18 protein-coding genes are annotated in these 21,542 nt (G+C 60.9%); 17 read left to right on the top strand and 1 reads right to left on the bottom strand.

What is annotated here, in order from left to right:
* The first annotated feature begins 14 nt into the window (after nt 1-14).
* The 16 genes from AC1PME_RS18050 (at nt 15) to AC1PME_RS17975 (ending at nt 19,156) form a co-directional block, all read left to right on the top strand.
* Entirely contained in the window at nt 15-887 is an 873-nt protein-coding gene (locus AC1PME_RS18050; protein ID WP_481098147.1) for a hypothetical protein, read from the top strand.
* A gap of 334 nt (nt 888-1,221) precedes the next feature.
* Entirely contained in the window at nt 1,222-1,440 is a 219-nt protein-coding gene (locus AC1PME_RS18045) for an HP1242/YdcH family protein (protein WP_010340228.1), read from the top strand.
* A gap of 192 nt (nt 1,441-1,632) precedes the next feature.
* Nucleotides 1,633-3,003 (top strand): pyridoxal-phosphate dependent enzyme, encoded by a 1,371-nt coding sequence (locus AC1PME_RS18040; protein ID WP_481096596.1) that lies wholly within the window; start codon nt 1,633-1,635, stop codon nt 3,001-3,003.
* Nucleotides 3,004-3,087: 84 nt separating this feature from the next.
* Complete coding sequence (locus tag AC1PME_RS18035) at nt 3,088-4,272, top strand: cystathionine gamma-synthase (RefSeq protein WP_481096595.1); 1,185 nt, start codon at nt 3,088-3,090, stop codon at nt 4,270-4,272.
* A 25-nt stretch (nt 4,273-4,297) separates the two neighbouring features.
* The gene (locus AC1PME_RS18030) at nt 4,298-5,689 is read left to right on the top strand and encodes a glycosyltransferase family 4 protein (RefSeq protein WP_481096594.1); all 1,392 of its coding nucleotides are present in this window, start codon (nt 4,298-4,300) and stop codon (nt 5,687-5,689) included.
* Entirely contained in the window at nt 5,677-6,468 is a 792-nt protein-coding gene (locus tag AC1PME_RS18025; protein ID WP_307552500.1) for an ABC transporter permease, read from the top strand. The genes AC1PME_RS18030 and AC1PME_RS18025 overlap by 13 nt, the downstream gene beginning before the upstream one ends.
* On the top strand, nt 6,465-7,709 hold the full coding sequence (locus tag AC1PME_RS18020; RefSeq protein ID WP_481096593.1) for an ABC transporter ATP-binding protein: 1,245 nt from the start codon (nt 6,465-6,467) through the stop codon (nt 7,707-7,709). The genes AC1PME_RS18025 and AC1PME_RS18020 overlap by 4 nt, the downstream gene beginning before the upstream one ends.
* Nucleotides 7,706-9,211, top strand: coding sequence for a methyltransferase domain-containing protein (locus AC1PME_RS18015; protein WP_481096592.1), 1,506 nt, complete (start codon nt 7,706-7,708; stop codon nt 9,209-9,211). The genes AC1PME_RS18020 and AC1PME_RS18015 overlap by 4 nt, the downstream gene beginning before the upstream one ends.
* On the top strand, nt 9,204-10,124 hold the full coding sequence (locus AC1PME_RS18010) for a GDP-mannose 4,6-dehydratase (RefSeq protein ID WP_307552495.1): 921 nt from the start codon (nt 9,204-9,206) through the stop codon (nt 10,122-10,124). The genes AC1PME_RS18015 and AC1PME_RS18010 overlap by 8 nt, the downstream gene beginning before the upstream one ends.
* Entirely contained in the window at nt 10,121-11,089 is a 969-nt protein-coding gene (locus tag AC1PME_RS18005) for a GDP-mannose 4,6-dehydratase (RefSeq protein ID WP_307552493.1), read from the top strand. Before AC1PME_RS18010 ends, AC1PME_RS18005 begins: the two co-directional genes overlap by 4 nt.
* 22 nt (nt 11,090-11,111) lie before the next feature.
* Nucleotides 11,112-13,607 (top strand): glycosyltransferase family 4 protein, encoded by a 2,496-nt coding sequence (locus AC1PME_RS18000; RefSeq protein ID WP_481096591.1) that lies wholly within the window; start codon nt 11,112-11,114, stop codon nt 13,605-13,607.
* A 596-nt stretch (nt 13,608-14,203) separates the two neighbouring features.
* Nucleotides 14,204-15,154 carry a UDP-glucuronic acid decarboxylase family protein gene (locus AC1PME_RS17995; protein ID WP_307552489.1) on the top strand — a complete coding sequence of 317 codons (951 nt, stop codon included), beginning with the start codon at nt 14,204-14,206 and terminating at the stop codon, nt 15,152-15,154.
* Between the two features lie 11 nt (nt 15,155-15,165).
* Nucleotides 15,166-16,104 carry a glycosyltransferase gene (locus AC1PME_RS17990; RefSeq protein ID WP_307553057.1) on the top strand — a complete coding sequence of 313 codons (939 nt, stop codon included), beginning with the start codon at nt 15,166-15,168 and terminating at the stop codon, nt 16,102-16,104.
* Nucleotides 16,088-16,486: a GtrA family protein gene (locus AC1PME_RS17985; RefSeq protein WP_481096590.1), complete on the top strand. Its 399-nt coding sequence runs from the start codon at nt 16,088-16,090 to the stop codon at nt 16,484-16,486. The genes AC1PME_RS17990 and AC1PME_RS17985 overlap by 17 nt, the downstream gene beginning before the upstream one ends.
* On the top strand, nt 16,483-17,082 hold the full coding sequence (locus AC1PME_RS17980) for a hypothetical protein (RefSeq protein ID WP_307552485.1): 600 nt from the start codon (nt 16,483-16,485) through the stop codon (nt 17,080-17,082). The genes AC1PME_RS17985 and AC1PME_RS17980 overlap by 4 nt, the downstream gene beginning before the upstream one ends.
* A gap of 16 nt (nt 17,083-17,098) precedes the next feature.
* Nucleotides 17,099-19,156: a hypothetical protein gene (locus tag AC1PME_RS17975; RefSeq protein ID WP_481096589.1), complete on the top strand. Its 2,058-nt coding sequence runs from the start codon at nt 17,099-17,101 to the stop codon at nt 19,154-19,156.
* Between the two features lie 68 nt (nt 19,157-19,224).
* Here AC1PME_RS17975 and AC1PME_RS17970 read toward each other — a convergent pair whose 3' ends face one another.
* Complete coding sequence (locus tag AC1PME_RS17970; protein WP_307552481.1) at nt 19,225-19,575, bottom strand: hypothetical protein; 351 nt, start codon at nt 19,573-19,575, stop codon at nt 19,225-19,227.
* Between the two features lie 680 nt (nt 19,576-20,255).
* Here AC1PME_RS17970 and AC1PME_RS17965 point away from each other — a divergent pair.
* On the top strand, nt 20,256-21,422 hold the full coding sequence (locus AC1PME_RS17965) for a nucleotide sugar dehydrogenase (protein ID WP_307552479.1): 1,167 nt from the start codon (nt 20,256-20,258) through the stop codon (nt 21,420-21,422).
* Nucleotides 21,423-21,542 lie beyond the last annotated feature (120 nt).

The following is a 21,542-nucleotide window of genomic DNA, read 5'->3' as shown; positions in this document are numbered from 1 at the left end:
GCGCGCTGCACGGGATGCGCCGCCTGGCCCTGCTGGCGCTGCTGCTGGCGCCGCCGGGCGCACTGGCCGCCGACGATCCGGAACTGGCCGTGCTCAACCAGCGCCTGATGGCGCTGCAGGCCGATCCGCTCAACGCCGATGTCGCCGCCTACGAGCGCCTGCAGGCGCAGCAGGCGGTGGCCAACTTCGCCAACGCCAAGCGCAAGGAGCGCGACGAGGCGCGCTACCTGGCCGAGCGCCGGGTCGAGATCGCCGAGACCATGGCCCGCGCGGAACTGGCACGGCGCCAGGTCGACCAGTTGGAGAAGACCCGCAGCGACCTGCTGATCGAGGCCAGCCGTCGCGAGGCCGCGCGCGCCCGCCAGGAGGCCGAGCGCCTGCGCGTGCAGGCGCAGATTCAGGCCGAGGAGGCCGAGAGCCTGCGCCAGGCCGCCGAGGCCGAGCAGGCCGCGCGCGCGGATGCCGATGCGGCGCTGGCCAGCGTTGCCGGGCAGCAGACCGCCAAGCTCAGCGCCGCGCAGCAGAAGTCGGCCAAGCTGGCGCGCGAGGAGGCCGAACTGGTCGCCGGCGCCAAGCTGCCGGCTTCGCGCTTCGAGGCCCGCGGGGAGGTCTTCACCTTCACCGGCGCGGCCTTCGGCGCCGGCAAGGCGGCGCTGTCGGGCGATGCCGCGAACCAGGCCAAGGCCTTGTCGCAGTACCTGCAGATCAATAAGGGCCGGGCGCGGATCGAGGCCTACGACAGCGACGCCGGGGTGGCGCAGAAGCGCGCCGACGCCCTGCGTGCGGCCCTGGTCAGCGCTGGCGTCGCCGCCAACCGGGTGCAGGCGGTCGGCAAGAAGGGCGCCTCGACCAAGGCCCGTTCGGCCGAAGTCGTGATCGCGCCCTGAGGCAGTCGAGGTCCCTGCGCCGGTGGTTTAACGGGGTTTTTCCCTGGTCCTGAGCGCCGAGCAACTGAATGCGGTAAAGCGGGCCTGCTTCTCTTGTCCGCGGCGGTGGGGAAGCGTAGGGTCGGTATTCCAGGCGACACTCCCGCCGCCTGGTGCCAACGGAGGAGTTCGAGCCGATGATGCAGTGGCGCGCACCGCAATCCGACGTCGCAGGAACCGCGGTTCCAGGCGTTGCGGCGGTGCAGCCGGCGGCTCGCACGCTTCCGCTCCCAGGCAACGCCCCGTGCCGCAGCGGCCGGGGCGTTCTTGTTTCTAGCTGAAGGAGGCTATTCCTATGTTCGAAGGGCAACCGCAGACCGAAATCGACGCGTTGATCAAGTCCGATCCGGAGTTCAAGCAGCTCTACCAGCGGCACAAGACCTTGGACAAGAAGTGCATGGACGCCGAGCTCGGCGTACTGCCGATCGACGATGTCACCCTGGCGCAGATGAAGCGCGAAAAGCTCGCCGCCAAGGAAAAGCTGCTGCGCCTTTACGAGCAGAAGCCGCACTGACCGTCCGCTTTCCCCTTGTCGCGGGCGGTGGCTGGCCTCCTCGTCGGCTTGCCACCGTCCGCGTCATCCCCCTCCCGAAAGCCGCGATTGCGGCTTTTTTCGTCTGCGCCGCGCGCATTCTCTGACTTTCCACCCCCGAGCAGGGATAATGCCCGGTCCAGCCGCTGCCGCGGCGCGACGCACTCGGACCCGATGGCCATTCACTCCTCCGTACTCGACCTGATCGGCGACACCCCCATCGTCAAGGCCAGCAAGCTCGACGCCGGGGTGTGCGAGCTGTACCTGAAGCTGGAGAGCGCCAATCCCGGCGGCTCGATCAAGGATCGCATCGGCCTGTCGATGATCGAGGCGGCCGAGCGCCGCGGCGACCTCAAGCCCGGCGCGGTGCTGGTCGAGGGCACCGCCGGCAATACCGGCATCGGCCTGGCCCTGGTCGCCCAGCAGAAGGGCTACAAGCTGATCCTGGTGGTCCCGGACAAGATGAGCCGGGAGAAGATCTTCAACCTCAAGGCGATGGGCGCCGAGGTCGTGCTGACCCGCTCCGACGTGGCCAAGGGCCACCCCGAGTACTACCAGGACCTGGCCGCGCGCATCGCCGCCGAGACCCCCGGGGCCTACTTCATCAACCAGTTCGGCAACGCCGACAACCCGGCCGCGCACGAGTTCGGCACCGGCCCGGAGATCCTGCGGCAGATGGACGGCCGGCTGGATGCGATCGTGTTCGGCTGCGGCAGCTCCGGCACCATGACCGGCCTGTCGCGCGCCTTCGCCGCGGCCTCGCCGCATACCGAGCTGGTGCTGGCCGACCCGGTCGGTTCGATCCTGACCGAGTACATCGAGCGGGGCACGGTCAGCGAGAAGTCCGGCAGCTGGCTGGTGGAAGGCATCGGCGAGGACTTCCTGCCGGCGATCTCCGATTTCAGCCGGGTCAAGAAGGCCTATTCGATCAGCGACGCCGAAAGCTTCCACACCGCCCGCGAATTGCTGGCCAAGGAAGGCATCCTCGGCGGCTCCTCCACCGGCACCCTGCTGGCGGCGGCATTGAAGTACTGCCGCGCGCAGACCGAGCCCAAGCGGGTGCTGGTGTTCGTCTGCGACACCGGCAACAAGTACCTGTCGAAGATGTACAACGACTACTGGATGCTGGACAACGGCTTCCTGGAGCGCCCGCAGCACGGCGACCTGCGCGACCTGATCCTGCGCCCGTACAGCCAGCGCGACACCGTGGTGGTCGGCCCCAAGGACCTGCTGACCACCGCCTACCAGCGCATGAAGCTGTACGACGTGTCGCAGCTGCCGGTCATGGAAGGCGACCAATTGGTCGGTATCGTCGACGAAAGCGATGTCTTGTTGCACGTTTACGGCGACGAGGCGCGGTTCCGCGACCCCGTGGCCACGGCCATGGTCAGCAAGCTCGACCGGCTGGATGTCAAATCGCCGATCGAGGCCCTGCTGCCGGTGTTCGACCGCGGCCAGGTCGCCATCGTGATGAACGAAGGCGCCTTCCTCGGCCTGATCACCCGCATCGACCTGCTCAACTACCTGCGCCGCCGGGTGCAGTAATCCCTGCGGTCGGCACGGCCCCGCGCTGCATGGGGCCGTTCAGACCGCGCTGCTAGAATCACGCCCCTTTTCCGGGAACCCCTCATGACGGACAACACGTCGAATCCCCATGGCGACGGCCCTGCGCTGGCGCTGGCGACCCTGGCCATTCATGGCGGACAGCATCCGGACCCGTCCACCGGCGCGGTGATGCCGCCGATCTACGCGACCTCGACCTATGCCCAGTCCAGCCCCGGCGAACACCAGGGCTTCGAGTACTCGCGCACCCACAATCCGACCCGCTTCGCCTACGAGCGCTGCGTGGCGGCGCTGGAAGGCGGCAGCCGCGGCTTCGCCTTCGCCTCCGGCATGGCCGCCACCGCCACGGTGATCGAGCTGCTGGACAGCGGCAGCCACGTGATCGCGATGGACGACCTGTACGGCGGCAGCTACCGCCTGTTCGAGCGCGTGCGCAGGCGCACCGCGGCGCTGGAGTTCGGCTTCGTCGACCTGACCGATCCGGCCGCGTTCGAGGCGGCGATCCGTCCGACCACCAAGATGGTGTGGATCGAGACCCCGACCAATCCGATGCTGAAGATCGTCGATATTGCCGGGATCGCCGCGATCGCGCGCAAGCACGGCCTGCTGGTGGTGGTCGACAACACCTTCGCCTCGCCGCTGCTGCAGCGGCCGCTGGCGCTGGGCGCGGACATCGTGGTGCATTCGGCGACCAAGTACCTTAATGGCCACTCGGACATGGTGGGCGGCATGGCCGTGGTCGGCGACAACGCCGAGCTGGCCGAGCAACTGGCCTTCCTGCAGAACTCGGTTGGTGGCGTGCAGGGCCCGTTCGACAGTTTCCTGGCGCTGCGCGGCCTGAAGACCCTGCCGCTGCGCATGCGCGCGCACTGCTACAACGCCCTGGCGCTGGCGCAATGGCTGGACACGCACCCGGCGGTGGAGAAGGTGATCTACCCGGGCCTGCCCTCGCACCCGCAGCACGCCCTGGCCGGCCGGCAGATGAGCGGCTACGGCGGCATCGTCTCGATCGTGCTCAAGGGCGGCTTCGAGGCGGCCAAGCGCTTCTGCGAACGCACCCGCCTGTTCACCCTGGCCGAATCCCTGGGCGGCGTCGAAAGCCTGGTCAACCACCCGGCGGTGATGACCCACGCCTCGGTGCCGGTGCAGCGCCGCGAACAGCTCGGCATCAGCGATGCGTTGGTGCGGTTGAGTGTGGGGGTGGAGGATGTGGGGGATTTGCGGGAAGACCTGGAGCGCGCGCTGGCATGAGGGTGTGGCGGCTGGAGTCCATCCGGTGAGCGAGCTGCGCCAGCGCGGGCCGAAAGGCCTGCTTTTGCTCAATCTGTCTGCCTGGATCAGGCAGCGCAGCGGGCTGGGCGTGCTCTACCGGAAATTGCCACTTTCCTGGCGCGTTGGTGCCGCTCGGTTGCTGTCTGCGCCGTCCGCCGAAAGCGTGCGTTTCCAACGGACGCCCGCCTGGGAGCGCTTGTCGCACTCGGCTGGTGCCGGCCCCGTTGCGCCGATGCGGGCGGCTGCTGGTCCGGGGGTCAATATTCTTGGCTACGTACGCGGACAGTTCGGCTTGGGTGAAAGCCTGCGGATGTATGCACGTGCGCTGATCGAGGCTGGGGTGCCGGTGCGGCTGTTCGATATCGACCTTGGTCTGCCGCACGGCTGGGATGAGCACAGTCTGGATGCGTGGGTCGGCGATGATCTTCCGTATCCGGTCAGTATCATTTTTGTCAATCCCGATTATCTGGAGCGAGCACTCGAGCTCGTGGGCGTCGAACGTCTCTCAGGAAAACATCTGATTGCCTGCTGGTTCTGGGAACTCGAGCGCGTTCCCGACGCTTGGCTTCCCGCCATTGCCCAGGTCGACGAAATCATGGTCGCCAGCCGCTTCATCGAAGGCGCATTCTCCAAGGCCACTGGCAAACCGATCTTGCGCGTGCCGCAGCCACTTTCGGCCATCGGCGACAGTGGCCTGCAACGCGCGGATTTTGGGCTTGAAGAAGGCAAGTTCATTTTTTTGATCACCTTCGACTTTAATTCCTGGGTGGAGCGCAAGAATCCCTATGCTGCAATTGCGGCGTTCAAGCGTGCGTTCCCCAAGGATCGTGACGATGTGCGCCTGCTGGTGAAGTCCAGCAATGGGCACCGCTACCAGGATTGGTTCCGTCGCCTGCTCAACGAGGCAGCCACTGATCCGCGCATTATCGTGCGCGACGAAGTGATTGAGCGTCCTCACGTGTATGCCTTGCAGCGCTGCTGCGATGCGTATGTCTCGCTGCATCGAGCAGAGGGCTTCGGTTTGGGGCTGGCCGAATGCATGGCGATGGGCAAGCCCGTCATCGCGACCGCCTGGTCCGGCAACATGGACTTCATGGAGGCAGGCAATGCGATGCTTGTGGGGTATCGATTGGTGCATGTACGCGAGGGGGAATATCCGCACGAGCCTGGCGATGTCTGGGCCGAACCTGACGTGGAGGAGGCAGCAGCGTTCATGCGGACGCTCGCCGACGACCCGGTTCGAGCGCGGGAACTCGGCCAGCGTGCTGCGGAATCGGTTTGCACGCTCCTCTCGCCACAGCGCGCGGTCAGCGCCATCGATGTTCGCCTGCGCGAGCTTGCCGCCGGCCCGGCGATTCACTCTCATTACGATACGGGTACCTCATGTCATCACTGATTGCGGCCGCATGGCGCTACAGGGGCTTCATTGCCTCGTCGATCGCCAACGATTTCCGCTCCAAGCTGGCGCGTAGCAAGCTGGGTACGCTCTGGATCGTTCTGCAGCCATTGGCACAGGCATTGATTTTCGCGATCGTGCTGTCGAATGTCCTGGCGGCCAAGCTGCCGGGTGTCGACAATCATTTCGCCTTCGCGGTCTACCTGCTTTCCGGCCTGCTGTGCTGGTCGGCGTTCGCGGAGATCGTGCAGCGTTGCCTCACGGTCTTCATCGACAATGGCTCGCTGCTGAAAAAGATGCAGTTCCCGAGAATCAGTTTGCCGTTGGTCGTGGTTGGGTCGGCGCTGGTAACAAATGTTGCCTTGTTCGCGGTCATCATGGTGCTGGTGCCTATCTTGGGGATCTCGCTGACGCCGGCGCTGGTGTGGTTGCCCCTGTTGCTGCTGATTAATGTAGCATTGGCGACCGGGGTCGGCCTGCTGCTTGGTACGCTGAACGTGTTTGCACGCGATATCGGACAAATCATGGCCGTGGTGATGCAGTTCTGGTTCTGGATGACGCCGATCGCTTACCCCGCGCAGGTTGTTCCTGAAAGGTTCCAGGTCGTCCTGCGATTGAATCCTGTCGCCGCACTAGCGACGGGATACCACGACATTTTCCTTTACGGTCGTGCACCGCAGAACTCACTCGTTTATCCGGCTGTGTTTGCGTTGGTGGCGCTTGCCCTCTCGTTCTTCGTTTTTCGGCGCGCCTCGGCCGAAATGGTTGATGCGTTATGAAAAATTCCGTGTTGGTCGTCGATGGGGTGGGCAAGTGCTACCGAAGCTATCGGAGTGAGTTGCAGCGTTTTGCCAGCTGGTTCGGCGTTCCCGTCAAGCCACAGTCCGAGCACTGGGTGCTGCGGCACGTTTCGTTCCGGATAGGGCGCGGCGAAGCAGTTGGCCTGGTCGGGCAGAACGGAGCCGGCAAGAGTACGCTGCTCAAGATCATTACCGGCACGGTGCGCCCCAACGAAGGCTCGGTGATGGCCAATGGGCGCATTTCGGCGCTTTTGGAGCTTGGGCTTGGTTTCAATGCGGAACTAACTGGTCGCGAGAATGCCCGCCATGCTCTCGGCCTAATGGGGGCGTCGAGTCACGAGATCGAATCGATGCTCGAATCGATCGAGGATTTTGCCGAGATTGGTGAGTATTTCGACCAACCGATCCGTGCCTATTCGAGCGGCATGCAAATGCGCGTGGCGTTCAGCGTGGCGACTGCTGTGCGGCCGGAAACCCTGATCGTGGACGAAGCACTATCAGTGGGGGACTCGTATTTCGTACACAAGTGCTTCAAGCGGATACGCGAGTTCCGTGAGGCTGGCACGACGCTGTTGATTGTTTCCCACGATGCCGGCGCAATTCAGGCATTGTGTGATCGCGCATTGCTGATCGAGGGCGGCCGACTGATAAGAGATGGCGATCCGCAGGAAGTCATGGATTACTACAACGCCCTAATTGCCGAAAAGGAAAACACCAGCGTCAGGACTGCAAGCACCGAGGACGGTCGTACAGCGACCGAATCCGGGAGCGGCGAGGCCGTGTTTGATTCGATTCAACTTCTCGACGAAGCCGGTGATCCGGTTGAATACGTTGGCGTAGGCGATGCGGTGACTCTGCGCTGCAAGATTCGCGTCAACGACTCGATCGACCGGCTGGTGCTCGGCTACATGATCAAGGATCGGCTGGGTCAGCCGGTTTTTGGCACGAACACCCATCATACTGGTCAGACTCAAGAGGGTTTGGAGGCTGGTGACCAGTTGGTCGCCGAGGCGCGCTTTCCGATGAATCTCGGCCCGGGTACCTATTCGGTCTCGGTGGCGCTGTCCAGTACCGAGACCCATCTTGTCAAGAACTACCAGTGGCGGGACTTGGCCTTGGTTTTCAATGTCGCCAATATTCGTCACGACACCTTCGTCGGTACCGCTTGGATTCCGCCAATGTTGTCGATCCACGTTCCGCGCGGAGATCGCTTGCCGTGACTACGCAGCCCAAGAACGTTGTGACGTCCCCGCCGGTGCTGCTGGAAATGAGCGTTGGCGAGGTCTTGCGGAAAATCAACGCGGTCGTGCTCAGAAGAACGGCAACGGGTGTCACTGGCGTCGATTCGCTGCTGTGGCCGGAAAACTTCGAGATATGGACGGCGGCCGCACCCGCAACGCCGCCACGTGAAGTCTACGACTTGCCGGATCTGCTTTCTCAGGACGATGCCGACTTCGTCAGCAACGCTTATCGTGTGCTGCTACGTCGTGCACCGGACTCGGCTGGGTTTCTTGGAAATATTGAAGCGCTGCGTCAGGGGGTGCAGACCAAGCTTGAAGTCATCGCCTCGCTGCGTTTTTCGCCCGAGGGCATGGCCGTGGGCGTGCCGGTGCGTGGATTGCGCCTCGCCTGGCTATTGCATCGCTGGAAGCGCAAGCCTTTGGTGGGCCCGCTCCTCTCCTGGGGCCATGAGCTGCTGTGCCTCGGGCGTCGCGGACGCCAAATGGAGTGGCTGGAGGTGCGAGGCGCACGCGAGATCCATCGATTGGGGCGGCACGTCAATCAAATAGTACTGGAAGCCGGCAGCAGGCTCGAGGCGGTCGAGCATGAGCTTTCTGCGTCGCGTGAGGCTCGCAAGGCGCTGGAGGCGCTGGTGCAGTCTCAGGTCGCCCCGCTTCTCGAGGTCGCAAGTTCTTTACGGGACTTGTCCTCGAGCCTGGAGCGTGATCGGGCAACCCTTTCGCGTCTGGAAGCGCGTGAAATCCGACTGGTGGAGGAGGAAGCGCGTCGCGCTGCTTTCGCGCCACAATTGGATGCGCTGTATTCATCGTTCGAAGATCGCTTTCGTGGACCGGAGTGGCTGATCCAGGCGCGCGCCCGACCCTACTTGCAACTCGTCCGCGACTGTGGAGCAGGAACGCTGGAGGCCCCTGTCGTCGATGTCGGCTGCGGTCGTGGAGAGTGGCTTGCGCTGTTGCGTGATGAAGGATTGCATGCGCGTGGTGTCGATCTCAACTCCCGTTTCGTCAATGATGCGACGGAGCGGGGTATGGAGGTGATCGAGGGGGATGCCATCGAAGTGCTACGAGCCATGCCTGCAGGTAGCGTTGGCGCGGTCACCTCGATGCACCTGGTCGAGCACCTTCCGTTCGACCGTGTTGTGGAACTCATTGACGCGTGCCATCACGTGCTGCGTCCTGGCGGTGTGTTGATCCTGGAAACGCCCAATCCCGAGAACCTGGATGTGGCGACGATCTATTTTTACATGGATCCTACCCATCGCAATCCGTTGCCGCCCGAGATGCTGCGTTGGGTTGTCGAGGCGCGTGGTTATCCGGACGCAAAGATCGAGCGCCTCAGTGAAGAGCGTGATCTGAGTGCTCCAGCCCTGCTGCCCGACGCGTTGCCGGGGTCATCCTCGATCAACAGTCTGCTCGCCCGTACGCACGCCGCTCCTGACTACGCGATTGTTGCCCATCGTGGGGAAGTTTCCAATGAATGATGCTCGAAAAAAGCTTCTTGTGACTGGCGCCGGCGGATTCGTCGGAAAGCATCTGCTGGATTCGGTGGCGCGAGGGCATTTCGGTGATGTCGAGGTCATGTCCTTGCCAGCCGGGACCGACTTGCGTGACGTGGCCGCGATTGAAGACGCACTGGGTGACGCGTGTCCTGACTCGGTCGTCCATCTTGCTGCACAGAGTTTCGTACCGCAGTCGTTCGACGATCCTGAGGAGACGTTGCAGGTCAACTTGATCGGGACTCTGCACCTGCTTCAGGTGCTTGCTCGAAAAGGCTTTGCCGGCCGTTTCTTGTACGTCAGTTCCGGTGACATCTACGGAAGCGTGCAAGAGAGCGATCTTCCTGTCGACGAAACCCTTTTGCCGGAGCCTCGCAACCCATATGCCGTCAGCAAATGGGCCGCCGAACAGCTCTGCCTGCAATGGCACCGAAGCGAGAAGCTCGATGTGGTGATCGCCCGCCCGTTCAATCACGTTGGCGCTGGCCAGAGCGGTCGTTTTGTGCTTTCTTCCCTGGCTCGGCAGGTCATCGCCATTGCCGAAGGGCGGCAGCCCCCGGTGATCGAGGCGGGGGACATCGACACGACGCGCGATTTCAGTGACGTGCGCGATGTTGTTGCGGCTTATGCCTCTTTGCTGGCGCGTGGCAGGTCCGGCGATACCTACATCGTTGCGTCCGGCGTAGAGCGCCGCGTCCGCGATTTGCTCGGGGAAATGTGCCGTCTCACCGGCGTCGAGGCGGAAGTTCGCCAAGATCCGGCCAAGCTGCGCCCGTCTGAGCAGAGGCGCATGGTGGCCAGTCCTGCAAAACTCCAGCGCGATACCGGCTGGGCTCAGGCTTTCGACATACAATCAACGCTTTCTGAAATTCTCGAACATGCAAGGAAAAATCAATGAGTAAGAGCGCCCTGATCACTGGGATCACCGGCCAGGACGGTGCATACCTGTCCCGGCTTCTGCTGTCCAAAGGTTACAAGGTGTATGGCATCCTTGCCCGTCGCAGTAGCGACACGCTGTGGCGCCTTCGTGAACTGGGTATCGCCGACGATGTCGTCCTGCTCGATGGAGATCTGACGGATCTGTCCTCGCTCATCCGCGCCATGCAGATCTCCAAGGCGGACGAGGTCTACAACCTGGGTGCTCAGAGCTTTGTCGGCTCGTCTTGGCAGCAGCCGATCTTGACGGCTCAGGTCGATGGCGTTGGCGCCCTCAACGTGCTGGAGGCGGTGCGTATCGCCAATGACAAGGCCCACTTCTACCAGGCGTCCACCAGTGAGATGTTCGGCCTGATCCAGGCCGAGATGCAGAGTGAGTCGACGCCTTTCTACCCTCGTAGTCCCTACGGCGTGGCGAAGTTGATGGCGCACTGGGCGACGGTGAACTATCGAGAGAGCTTCGGAATGCACGCTTCGAGCGGCATCCTGTTCAATCATGAGTCGCCGCTGCGTGGTATCGAGTTCGTGACGCGCAAGGTCACTGATGCTGTGGCCCGTATCAAGCTGGGCAAACAGCGTGAGCTGCGCCTGGGCAACATCGATGCAAAGCGCGATTGGGGCTTTGCCGGAGACTATGTTGAGGCGATGTGGCTGATGATGCAGCAACCAGAAGGTGGCGATTATGTGGTTGCCACTGGCCTTACCACGACCGTGCGCGACATGTGCAGGATCGCCTTTGGCCATGTGGGCTTGAACATGGATGATCACTTGGTGATCGACGAGAAGTTTTTCCGTCCGGCCGAAGTGGACGTGCTGCTCGGAAATCCCGGCAAGGCAATGGAAAAGCTTGGCTGGAAGCCTAAGACCTCCCTTGAGCAGCTGATCACGATGATGGTAGACGCGGATATGCGTCGACTCTCGAGCTGAACGACCGAGTAGGGGGAGTACGGTGCGTTTTGCTATCGACATGCAGGCCTGTTTGACCGATTCGCGGGATCGCGGGATCGGCAGGTATGCCGACAACTTGGTCGCTGAGATGGTGCGGCAGCGCCAGGACGACGAGATCCTGCTGGCGCTGGATGGTGCGGACCCTGTGCGTCTGCGCCAGGCTCGGTCGCGCTTGCGCCATCAGTGTGTGCGTGCAGCCACTACGGTAATGCACTATCCCACAAGCGCTTTCGTCGATCATGACGCGCTGCGGATGCATAGCGCGGCGCGCCTTCGGGGCCGATTCTTTGAGTCCCTGGGTCTCGATGCGCTGTTGCATACCAGTTTCTTTGAAACGCGCAGTAGCTATACAACGGCAATCGATTGGGCGGCGGACCCGAGACCGAAGACAGCGGTGATTGCATACGATGTAATCCCGCTGCTGTACCCGGAGCGCTATCTTGAGCCGGACCCGTTCTTGGCCGAGTGGTATCCGCGCAAATGCGAGAGTTTCACAAAATTCGATTGTTTTTTGTCAATCTCTCAAGCGACGCGCGTCGATCTGATCGACAAGCTCGGTATCTCTCCGGAAAAGATACATGTGATCAATGCCGGACTTGATCCGGACATGCTGGCCATTGCGCAGGCTGATTCGCCTGTAGATGAGCGGATTCTTGCGCGGCACGGTATCGACGCGCCCTTCGTGCTGATGGTCGGTAATGGTGACTGGCGCAAGAATACCCTGGGTGCGGTTGAGGCGTTCGCAAGACTGCCGCGTAGCCTCCAGAAGAAATACCTGCTTGTGCTCACCCAAGTTGGAACCGATGTCAAAGAGGCTCTTGCAGGTTCCTTTTCGCATATAGCTTCGCGGGTGCGCGTGCTCGGGCGGGTTGACGATGTCGAGTTGGCAACCCTTTATCGGGCCTGTCGAGTATTCTATTTTCCTTCCTTCTACGAGGGCTTTGGCCTCCCTGTGCTTGAGGCGATGGCATTCGGCGCGCCTGTTCTGAGCGCTGACACCGGCAGCCTGCCTGAAGTGGTGCACGATCCGCGCTGCCTGTTCAGTCCGCATGACATCAATGCGGCCACATCGCTTCTTGAAGCCGCATTGGAAGATGTTGCTTTTCGCGAGGTGTTGGTTTCCGGCGTCAAGGCGCATGCCTGGGCGTACACCTGGGAATCCTGTGCTGAAACCGCGCTGGCGGCGATGCGCACTCTGGCGAGCGACGCAACCGTGGTGCAATCCGAGTCTGGCAAGGTCGGGGATTCCGACCGTGTGCGGGTGACCCATGAGGATATCGATACCTGGTCGGGCTTGCTGATTGCAGCGCCCGACGCAGTTGGTCAGCTGGAAGGGGGGCTTGCCGCGGCTGCCGCACGCGGTCGACGCCGGATCCTGGTCGATGTCAGTGAGGTAGTGCGACTGGATGCGCGCAGCGGCATTCAGCGCGTTGTCCGCAACTACTGTGCAGGTTTGCATGCGCTGGCCGAGGACGTTCAAGTGGAAGTCCAGCCTATTTGCTGGACCGAGCACGGGATCCTGTATGCCAGCGACTACGCTGCCAGCCACCTAGGCATGTCCATCGACATCGCCAATGCGGGTATGCGAGTCACGGTAAAGCCGAATGATCTGCTTTTCATGCTCGACTCGTCGTGGTGGAGTCCGGAGCGGTTCGACGCCCTGCACGCTCAGGTCGCCGCCGCGGGCGGTGAGGTGGTGTGGATGGTTTACGACCTGATCCCCCTGCTAGTGCCACACACCTGCGATCCCGGCATGCCGCCAGCGTTCCGGCGATGGCTTGAGCATGCTGCCGCCACCGCCGATGGGTTTGTCTGTATTTCCGAGGCGACGCGGCAGGATCTTGAGCGTTTCCTTGATGAGCAGTCTGTCCGTCCCGTAGCGAGGCCCTGGACGCGCGCGATGCACTTGGGCAGCGATCTGGAGTCCGGCCAAATCTCCGGTCAGGCCTCTGAGGCGATCGTGTCTTTGCTGGATGCGCTGGGGAGCATTCCTTTGGTACTCGCGATTGGTACGGTCGAGCCGCGTAAGGATTACGCCACGATCCTGGTAGCCTTCGAGAAGGTGTGGGCACGTGGTGGTGATGCCGCACTCGCCATCGTCGGTAAAAATGGTTGGAACGTCGAGGAACTCGTTAAAAAAATCGAGGCGCATCCGCAATTGGGCAGGCGACTTTTCTGGTTGCAGGGAATGTCCGACACCGACCTTCACCACTTGATGGACAGGGCGGACGTCTTGGTGCAGGCATCACTTGCGGAAGGGTTTGGTCTGCCTGTGGTGGAGGCAGGCAGTCGAGGTAAGCCGCTTCTGCTCAGCAATCTCGATGTTTTCAAGGAGATCGCGGGAGAGGAGGCGAGCTACTTCCCCGTCGGAGATGCAGATGCGTTGGCAGACGAGATCGAGCGTGGTGTAGCGCAGGGATGGAAGGTGCCGGCCAACATCCGGACCTTAACTTGGCGCGAGTCGTCGCATGGGTTGATGGAAAAGTTGCTGTACTAGAGAGCGCATCGGTGCTCGCTGGAGCATGCGGCACTTTGAACCCAGCGTTGACTCGGTGTCCCTGCGCGGTGACTTGGGGGAGCCTGCTTGCAGGAATGCCTCGCGCGCAGCCGTGGGGACGCGACGGCCGGCACCACGCTGCCGATAATCAGTTGCGATCCGTCGGCAGTCATCGTGATCTGCGATCGTGTCATGCCCTCAGTGGGCCCCGAGCCTGGCTTGCTTCGAGGGCGCGTTCGAACCCAGTGGCGCGCCTTGGATGCGGGCCTGTGCTCGCTGGCCTCCGGTAGCTGGCTAGTCCACGGCCGTCATCCCGATTGTGGCGAGTGGTCGCTAGTCTGTCCGGGGCCCGATCTGCCGTGACGATGAGGCGTTGCTTGGTCTACTGCTGCAGGGGGCTTGGCTGGATAAGCCCCGAGCGCAGGATGGGCCACGTCCGGCGCCCTTGGTTCGCCGTCCCCTGCTGGGAGGGCAGAGGGCTCCGTGGCTCCGAATCGGACAGCAATTTCGAATACAATCCACAGCTAAAATGCCGGTGTGCCGCTTGCGGCCCCTCGGCCCGTCCGTCGTGCCGCAACTTTCTCGGAGAATCGTACGTGCTTGAACATCAACAGAGGGTGCTGGTCACCGGTGGGGCTGGCTTTCTGGGGTCCCATTTGTGCGATCGGCTGATCAACGCCGGCCACGACGTGTTGTGTGTCGATAACTTCTATACCGGGGCGAAGGCCAACGTCGCAGGCCTGTTGAATCACTCGCGTTTTGAACTGATGCGTCACGACGTGACCTTCCCGCTTTACGTCGAAGTCGATCGCATCTTCAACCTCGCCTGTCCTGCCTCTCCTGTGCACTATCAGTACGATCCGGTGCAGACGACCAAGACCAGTGTGCACGGTGCGATCAACATGCTTGGCTTGGCCAAGCGCGTCGGTGCACGCATCTTGCAGGCCAGTACCAGCGAAGTCTATGGCGATCCGGAGATCCACCCGCAGGTGGAAGGCTACTGGGGACGGGTCAATCCGATCGGTATCCGCAGTTGCTACGACGAAGGTAAGCGCTGCGCGGAGACATTGTTCTTCGATTACTGGCGCCAGCACCAGCTCGAAATCAAGGTCATGCGTATCTTCAATACCTATGGGCCGCGTATGCACCCGAATGATGGCCGCGTGGTCAGCAACTTCATCGTGCAGGCGCTCAAGGGCGAGCCGATCACCATCTATGGCGACGGAACCCAGACCCGCAGCTTCTGCTACGTCGACGACTTGATCGAAGGCATGCTGCGCCTGATGGAGTCGCCCGCAGATTTCACTGGACCGGTGAACATCGGCAACCCGGGCGAGTTCACCATGCTCGAACTGGCGGAAACCGTGCTGCGCCTGGTCGGCGGGCGATCGAAGATCGAATATCGTCCGCTGCCTTCGGACGATCCCAAGCAGCGGCAGCCGGACATCCGTCTGGCCAAGGCTACCTTCGATTGGGAACCCAAGGTTGCACTGGAGGACGGTCTGAAGGAAACAATCGCATACTTCCGTCAGCGTCTGCAGGCCTGAGCGTGACGACGATGCGCAAGGTTGTGGTGATGCCGGTGTACGAGGACCTGGAGGCGTCTTCCAAGTTGTTCCTCGAGCTCGCCCGGACCCAGGGGCCGGATATCTACATCGTCGCCGTCGACGATGGCTCGGTCCGTCAACCGCTAGAGGTGTCGGCGATCGAAGCCGCGGCTTTGGAGGGCGTGGTAATCAAGCTGCGGCGCAATGTCGGTCACCAGCGCGCTATCGCAATTGGTTTGAGCTATGTCGCCGAACACTTCGGTGACGATGTCATCGTCGTTAGCATGGATTCCGACGGCGAGGACACTCCGCAAAGCATTACCGAACTGGTTCGAGGGCTGGCCTCATCTGAGGTGGACGTGGTCGTGGCGACACGTAAGAGCCGAGTTGAGTCGCTGAAGTTCAAGAGTTTCTATCTGGTCTACAAGCTGCTGTTCTCCCTGCTGAGCGGCCGCAAGATCAGCTTCGGAAATTTCATGGCGGCGAAGATGCCGGCGGTGCGTCGGCTGGCAGCCATGCAGGAGCTGTGGACGCATGTCGCCGCTGCGGTACTGGGCTCGAAGCTGCGTGTGCAGACCTGTGCGCTGGATCGCGGTCCCCGTTATGCGGGGCGTAGCAAGATGAACTTCGTTGGCCTAGCCTTGCATGGATTCCGCGCTCTGATGGTGTTCGCGGAGGATGTGTTGGTAAGGGTTGGTATCGCTTGTACCTTGGTCGCGGGCCTTTCCATTCTTGGTGGCGTAATTGCGCTAGTTCTGAAAACGTTTGGTTTCGCGACACCAGGTTGGTTTTCGCTCGCCGCGGGCATTCTCCTGCTGGTATTCCTGCAGACTGCCGCACTGACGCTCATTATCCTCATGCTGTCCGGAATGATGCGCGGCGGCGGAGTCCTGCTGAGCGGAAGTTATCGCGACTTCGTGGCAGAGGTTCTGCATGCCCGTAGTGAGTAAGGCACTGCTGGGAGGCCAGGTCGCTCGCTATCTAATCAATGGCGTGGTCGCCACTGCCATCCATTTTCTGGTGTTGAAGTTCAACCTGGAGGTGTTGGGCATGACCTCCGCCGGCGCCGCCAACGGATTGGCGGCGATCTTTGGTATCACGGCTTCCTTCATCGGTAGCCGCTATTTCGTGTTTCGTGGTACCTCCGGTCGATTGCTGAAACAGGGTACGCTGTTCGTCCTTTTATATGCATGCATCGCCGTGTTGCACGCTCTAGTCATGCACATTTGGGCCGATCGACTCGGGTTGGATTACCGGGTTGGCTTCGTATTGGCCACGTTTATGCAGATGGCCTTTAGTTTCGTCGTCAACAAATTTATGGTGTTCAAGTGAATAAGATTCTGCGCGCGTTCCTCGCGACGATCGTTTTCGTCGTCGTCCTGTTGGGGGTGTACTACCTTCATATGCGCCACTTTCGCGTTAACGTAGTTCTATACGCGAGCATTCTGGATGCGCTCATCGCCGTGGTGGTTGTGGCGACAGGGATGGCGTTGCTTCGCGGGTTCCGGGACTTTTCCCGCCTTGAGATCATCCAGCTCTTGCTGATCTGGATGCTCGGCGGCTACGTCTTCGCCATCTCTGTGCCGACGGTCATCGATCGATCGCTTTCCTTCTATATCCTGGAAAAGCTGCATCAACGTGGCGGCGGGATTCGCGAGGATGCATTCCGACAGGTATTCACCGACGAATATGTGCGCGAACATCATCTTGTCGAAGTGCGCCTGACCGAGCAGCTGCAGTCCGGTACCATCGAAATCCACAACGGCTGTGTCCGGCTAACCCCGCGCGGAGAGCGCCTGGCATCGTTCAGTAGGTTCTATCGGAAAAACCTGTTGCCAACGCATCGATTGTTGATGGGTAAGTACACCGATACGCTGACTGATCCGTTCCGTGATAGCCGGATGAGCTCCGACTATCGATGCCATTGAATTAGAGGTATATGACGTGCAGCAGGGCATGGGTTTGGGTTCGACTAGACATGGAAACGGCCAGGAGTGGCGCTGGCTTGCTCCGATCGTACTGCTGCTGTTGGGATTCTGGTTCGTACCTTTGGCGCATACCTGCCAAATGGCGTGTGTGCCTGGAGATCTGGGAGATGCGCGCTTCAATGGCGTGATTCTCGAGCACTTCTATCGATGGCTGGGCGGAAAGGAGGCCAGCCTCATCAGTCCTTCGTTCTTCTTCCCGATGCCGGGGGCTTTGACGTTCTCGGACAACCTCTGGGGCACCGGATGGTTGTATTCGATTTATCGCTTCCTGGGTGCGGACCGCTACCAGGCGTTCGACCTGTGGTACATGGGCGGCTACGTCGTCAATTTCATCGTTTGTCATTGTGTGCTGCGTCGATTGGGTTTCTCGCCGGTTGCCAGTGCATTGGGTGCGTTCGCATTCGCGTTCGCAATGCCGGTGATTGCGCGCCATGGTCACGCACAGTTGGGTTATCGATTTCTGATTCCCGTCGCCTTGTTGTTATGGCAGCGCTTCCGAGAGAGTTCGCGATGGCTGTGGCTCGGATGGTTGGCGCTAGCTGTGTGCGGGCAGTTCTATCTTTCAATCTACCTGGGCTATTTCCTGCTGTTGCTGCTCGGAGCGTGGGCGATCGCGCAGGCGGTGATAGAGCGTAGTCGGCCATGGAATTGGTTCGCTCCGGGGCTTCGCCTGTCCGATTCGACTGCGCGCCGTGAACTGCTGTTCGCGGCGGCGATGGGTGCCGTGGCGCTGGTCGCTCTAATCGGTCTGATGTACCCCTATCTGTACTATTCGAAGTTGTACGGTTTTCAGCGTGATACGCAGGAGATCGCCTCCTTGCTGCCGCGTTTGCGCAGCTACCTGTTGGCCGATGGATCGGCGATCTGGGCAGGTATGAGCGCTAGCCTGGTAGACACCATGCCCATGCGCCACGAGCAGCAAATTTTCTTTGGTTTGGGTATTGGCGGATTGGCTCTGCTGGGCCTTCTCAAATCCTCTCTGCGCCTGCGTTGGGTAGCGCTGCTGGCTATTGCGCTGATCGTCGTGCTGACTGTCAGCATCCGTGGTCATTCTCTTTATCTGCTATTGGCGAGCTTGCCCGGCGTGAATTCAATTCGCGCAATGGCGCGGATCGGCCTTGTTCTGGCGATGCCCGTCGCGGTATTGGTTGCCATTGGCGTCGACTCTATCAGGGGGCGTGGAGAGTTCTTGCGCCTTCTGGTCGCAGTTTTGGCGTTGGTGATGATTGCCGAATCTATGTCGATGCGAACCGTCAATTTCGACGTGGCTCAGGCGCGTTCCGGAACGCTGGCCTTGCAACGTGAACTGCCGGTGCCACTGCCAGCGAATGCGATGCTGTTCGTGCCGATAGGGCCGGACAACAACTTCATCAATGCGCAATTGGATGGCATGGTGCTGGGGCAGGCTGCTGACAGGCCAACACTTAATGGCTACTCGGGCAATCTTGCGCCAGGGTATTCCCCGGCACCGAGAAACGATGTTTCGGCCTGCGTGCAGGCAGCACGAAGACTCCGGGCGGCAGAAGCTTTCTATGCGGATCGATTGCATGCCGGATTGCCGAACGCGGCGAGCGGTCCAGTCGTTGTTCCTGGACGTCCGTCCTGCCCGCCAGGCAGCGAAAAGGCGCTGCCCCTGGGTGACTTCCGGCTGGTTTCGCTTGAGGTGCTTTCGGTGTCTCGAGAGTCCTCGCGGTATCGGGTGCATGTGCTTGTGAAGAACGGCTCCCAGTATGTGCTCGACGCGATGCCCACGGAGCACCCCATGCGAGTGTCCTGGCAGAAGTTGCTGCCGGGTGCGCAGATTGATCCTGCTCGCTGGGTGGCGCGTGTGGAAATTGGCGATGGTCTCGACTTGGGGCCTGGAGAGCAGCGAGAAGTCGAGTTTGACGTGCCTGCATCGGCAGATGATGGCGACAGGTTGGCACTGAGCATGGTGATCGATGGGCGCGCCTGGTTCCACGATCAAGGCGTGCCGCCTGTTGTGGTGCCCTTGCCCGGCATTCAGGGGCGTTAAGCGCTGGCAACGGGATCGCCAAGGCGTCATCGTTTTTGGTAGCCTTGGCGTTTCGATACCGCGCGGCCTCATTGGTAGAGGTTGAAAAAGAGTGGTAGAGCGCTCGCTTGCAGCTTGGTCTGCAAGACTTGGTGTGGTGTGCTGTTGCCGATGCCGCGCGTGAGTTCCTGGACGTCGTATTGCTGGTGCCGGGTTACGCGATTTGCCTCTATACGAATGGGCTTGAGATTCGCATTGGGGGCGAGCGTCGCCATTTTTGCTTGGGTGGATCGCGTGCTCCCTTTTTGAATTTTTCCGAACGCCGGGAAATTTTCGATGTCGAGAGCGCGATCTTGAGTGAGGCCGCGCTGCAGTCGCGTTACCGCTCCAGGTGCCGCCCCCGGCAACCGGGTGCCGCAGGTGCTGGTTTGTCGCAGCAACTGATCATCGATCTGGCGGATTCAGTATTCTCCATTTGCGAAAATTGTGTCGTGCTGTTGCGTTGTAGCGCAGCGCGGTCTGCCGACGTTGCAGTCTATTGCCGAAGAGATGTCCTGCTGGCGAGCCCAATTCCACCAAGGCGAGGATGCGGACGATCTGGCTCAGAGAGGCATGTGCCTGCCGGCATGCCCCTGCAGGACGTCAGCGCGATGCCCGGTGACTCATTGTGAAATGCATCGGCAGAGAGGTTGGGAGTCGGCAGGCTGCAACGTTGGTGCTTCGAGTACGAAGTCCGCAACATCGAGTTGAACTGTGAGGGCTGCAGCAGTGGTCTGGTGGGATTTCGGAAGTACACTTGCTGGTCTGGAACCGGAATAGTTCAGCCCTATGTCAGTGAGGAATGCAAGCTCTCCCCGTGTTGTCGCTGCTTCCTTGAGGCGTGCGCAAGTCGGGTTGATGGCGCCGAGCTGCCGCGCCAACCTGGGTTTGTTCCGAACGAAACGGAGTGGTCTGTGGATTGTCGTGACGCCGCATGCGTCTTCGCAAGGTGCACGACGAGACGTTTTTTAGCGGTGCAGAAGAGTGCATGCTGGGCGCTCGCCATTGGTGTCGCTACTGGCGGTGATTTGGCAAGAGTCAGATTTGGAATCAATTAATTAAATAAGAAGGGCGATGATTGATGAAGATTGCGATCGCAGGAACAGGTTATGTAGGGCTTTCCAACGGCGTGCTACTCGCCCGGCACCACGAAGTAGTGGCGCTGGATATCGTCGAGGAAAAGGTGCGGCTACTCAATGAAGGACGTTCGCCCATTGTAGATGCGGAGCTCGAGCAGGCCTTGGCCGACGGTGGCTTGAACTTCCGAGCCACGCTGTCGCCGCAGGAAGCATACGAGGGTGCGACGTTTGTCATCATTGCCACGCCAACCGATTACGATCCTAATACGAACTACTTCAATACCCGTTCGATCGAGGCGGTAATTTCTGATGTGTTGGCTATCAATCCTGCCGCGACGATGGTGATCAAATCGACCATCCCTGTAGGGTATGTGGCGAATGTCCGCAAGCTGTTCGGAGTCGACAACATCATCTTCTCGCCGGAGTTTCTGCGCGAAGGCCGCGCGTTGTACGACAACCTCTATCCTTCGAGGATTATCGTTGGCGAACACTCCGAGCGGGCCAAAGTGTTCGCAGGCTTGCTGAAGGAGGGGGCGCTGAGGCACGACGTGCCGGTGCTTTTCACTGCGCCGACGGAAGCTGAAGCGATCAAGTTGTTCGCCAATACCTATCTGGCGATGCGCGTTTCCTATTTCAACGAGCTGGATTCTTACGCGCTCATGCATGGGCTGGAAAGCCGCCAGATTATCGAGGGAATCAGCCTCGATCCGCGCATCGGGGCACACTACAATAATCCTTCTTTCGGGTACGGTGGCTACTGTCTTCCGAAGGATACGAAGCAACTATTGGCCAACTATCAGAGTGTGCCGCAGAATCTGATCAGGGCGATCGTCGAGTCCAACACCACGCGGAAGGACTTCATTGCCGAGGATATTCTCAAGCGGAAACCGAGGGTGGTGGGTATCTATCGCTTGATAATGAAAAGTGGTTCCGATAATTTCCGCTCCTCTAGCATCCAGGGCATCATGAAGCGCATCAAGGCAAAAGGAGTGGAGGTCGTCATTTACGAGCCTTGCTTGCAGGAGGATGAGTTCTTTCACTCGCGCGTCATCAGGGATCTGGATCTGTTCAAGCGGGAAGCGGATGTGATCATCAGCAACCGTATGTCCGAGCATCTGCGAGATGTCGCGGAAAAGGTCTATACGCGAGATCTGTTCGGAGACAATTGACGCCCTGGCTCGCCAGAGCTTGGGTGCCTTAATGCAGCCGTTCTTTGCCCCGCCTGATGCAGGCGGCGGCATGGAGAGAAAGGGCTGATCGCTCCGGTGGTGAGGTCAGGCAAGTGGCAA

The sequence above is a fragment of the Xanthomonas sp. NCPPB 901 genome, from assembly GCF_056725085.1.
Note: the sequence above shows the minus strand (reverse complement) of the source record. Positions and strands in the feature narration are given on the sequence as shown.

What these genes read in the sequence shown, in the direction of transcription:
- AC1PME_RS17985 (WP_481096590.1), top strand. Translation starts at nt 16,088, where the DNA reads ATGCCCGTAGTGAGTAAGGCACTGCTGGGAGGCCAGGTCGCTCGCTAT.
- AC1PME_RS18005 (WP_307552493.1), top strand. Translation starts at nt 10,121, where the DNA reads ATGAGTAAGAGCGCCCTGATCACTGGGATCACCGGCCAGGACGGTGCA.
- AC1PME_RS18040 (WP_481096596.1), top strand. Translation starts at nt 1,633, where the DNA reads ATGGCCATTCACTCCTCCGTACTCGACCTGATCGGCGACACCCCCATC.
- AC1PME_RS18050 (WP_481098147.1), top strand. Translation starts at nt 15, where the DNA reads ATGCGCCGCCTGGCCCTGCTGGCGCTGCTGCTGGCGCCGCCGGGCGCA.
- AC1PME_RS18010 (WP_307552495.1), top strand. Translation starts at nt 9,204, where the DNA reads ATGAATGATGCTCGAAAAAAGCTTCTTGTGACTGGCGCCGGCGGATTC.
- AC1PME_RS18025 (WP_307552500.1), top strand. Translation starts at nt 5,677, where the DNA reads ATGTCATCACTGATTGCGGCCGCATGGCGCTACAGGGGCTTCATTGCC.
- AC1PME_RS18020 (WP_481096593.1), top strand. Translation starts at nt 6,465, where the DNA reads ATGAAAAATTCCGTGTTGGTCGTCGATGGGGTGGGCAAGTGCTACCGA.
- AC1PME_RS18045 (WP_010340228.1), top strand. Translation starts at nt 1,222, where the DNA reads ATGTTCGAAGGGCAACCGCAGACCGAAATCGACGCGTTGATCAAGTCC.
- AC1PME_RS18035 (WP_481096595.1), top strand. Translation starts at nt 3,088, where the DNA reads ATGACGGACAACACGTCGAATCCCCATGGCGACGGCCCTGCGCTGGCG.
- AC1PME_RS17965 (WP_307552479.1), top strand. Translation starts at nt 20,256, where the DNA reads ATGAAGATTGCGATCGCAGGAACAGGTTATGTAGGGCTTTCCAACGGC.
- AC1PME_RS17990 (WP_307553057.1), top strand. Translation starts at nt 15,166, where the DNA reads ATGCGCAAGGTTGTGGTGATGCCGGTGTACGAGGACCTGGAGGCGTCT.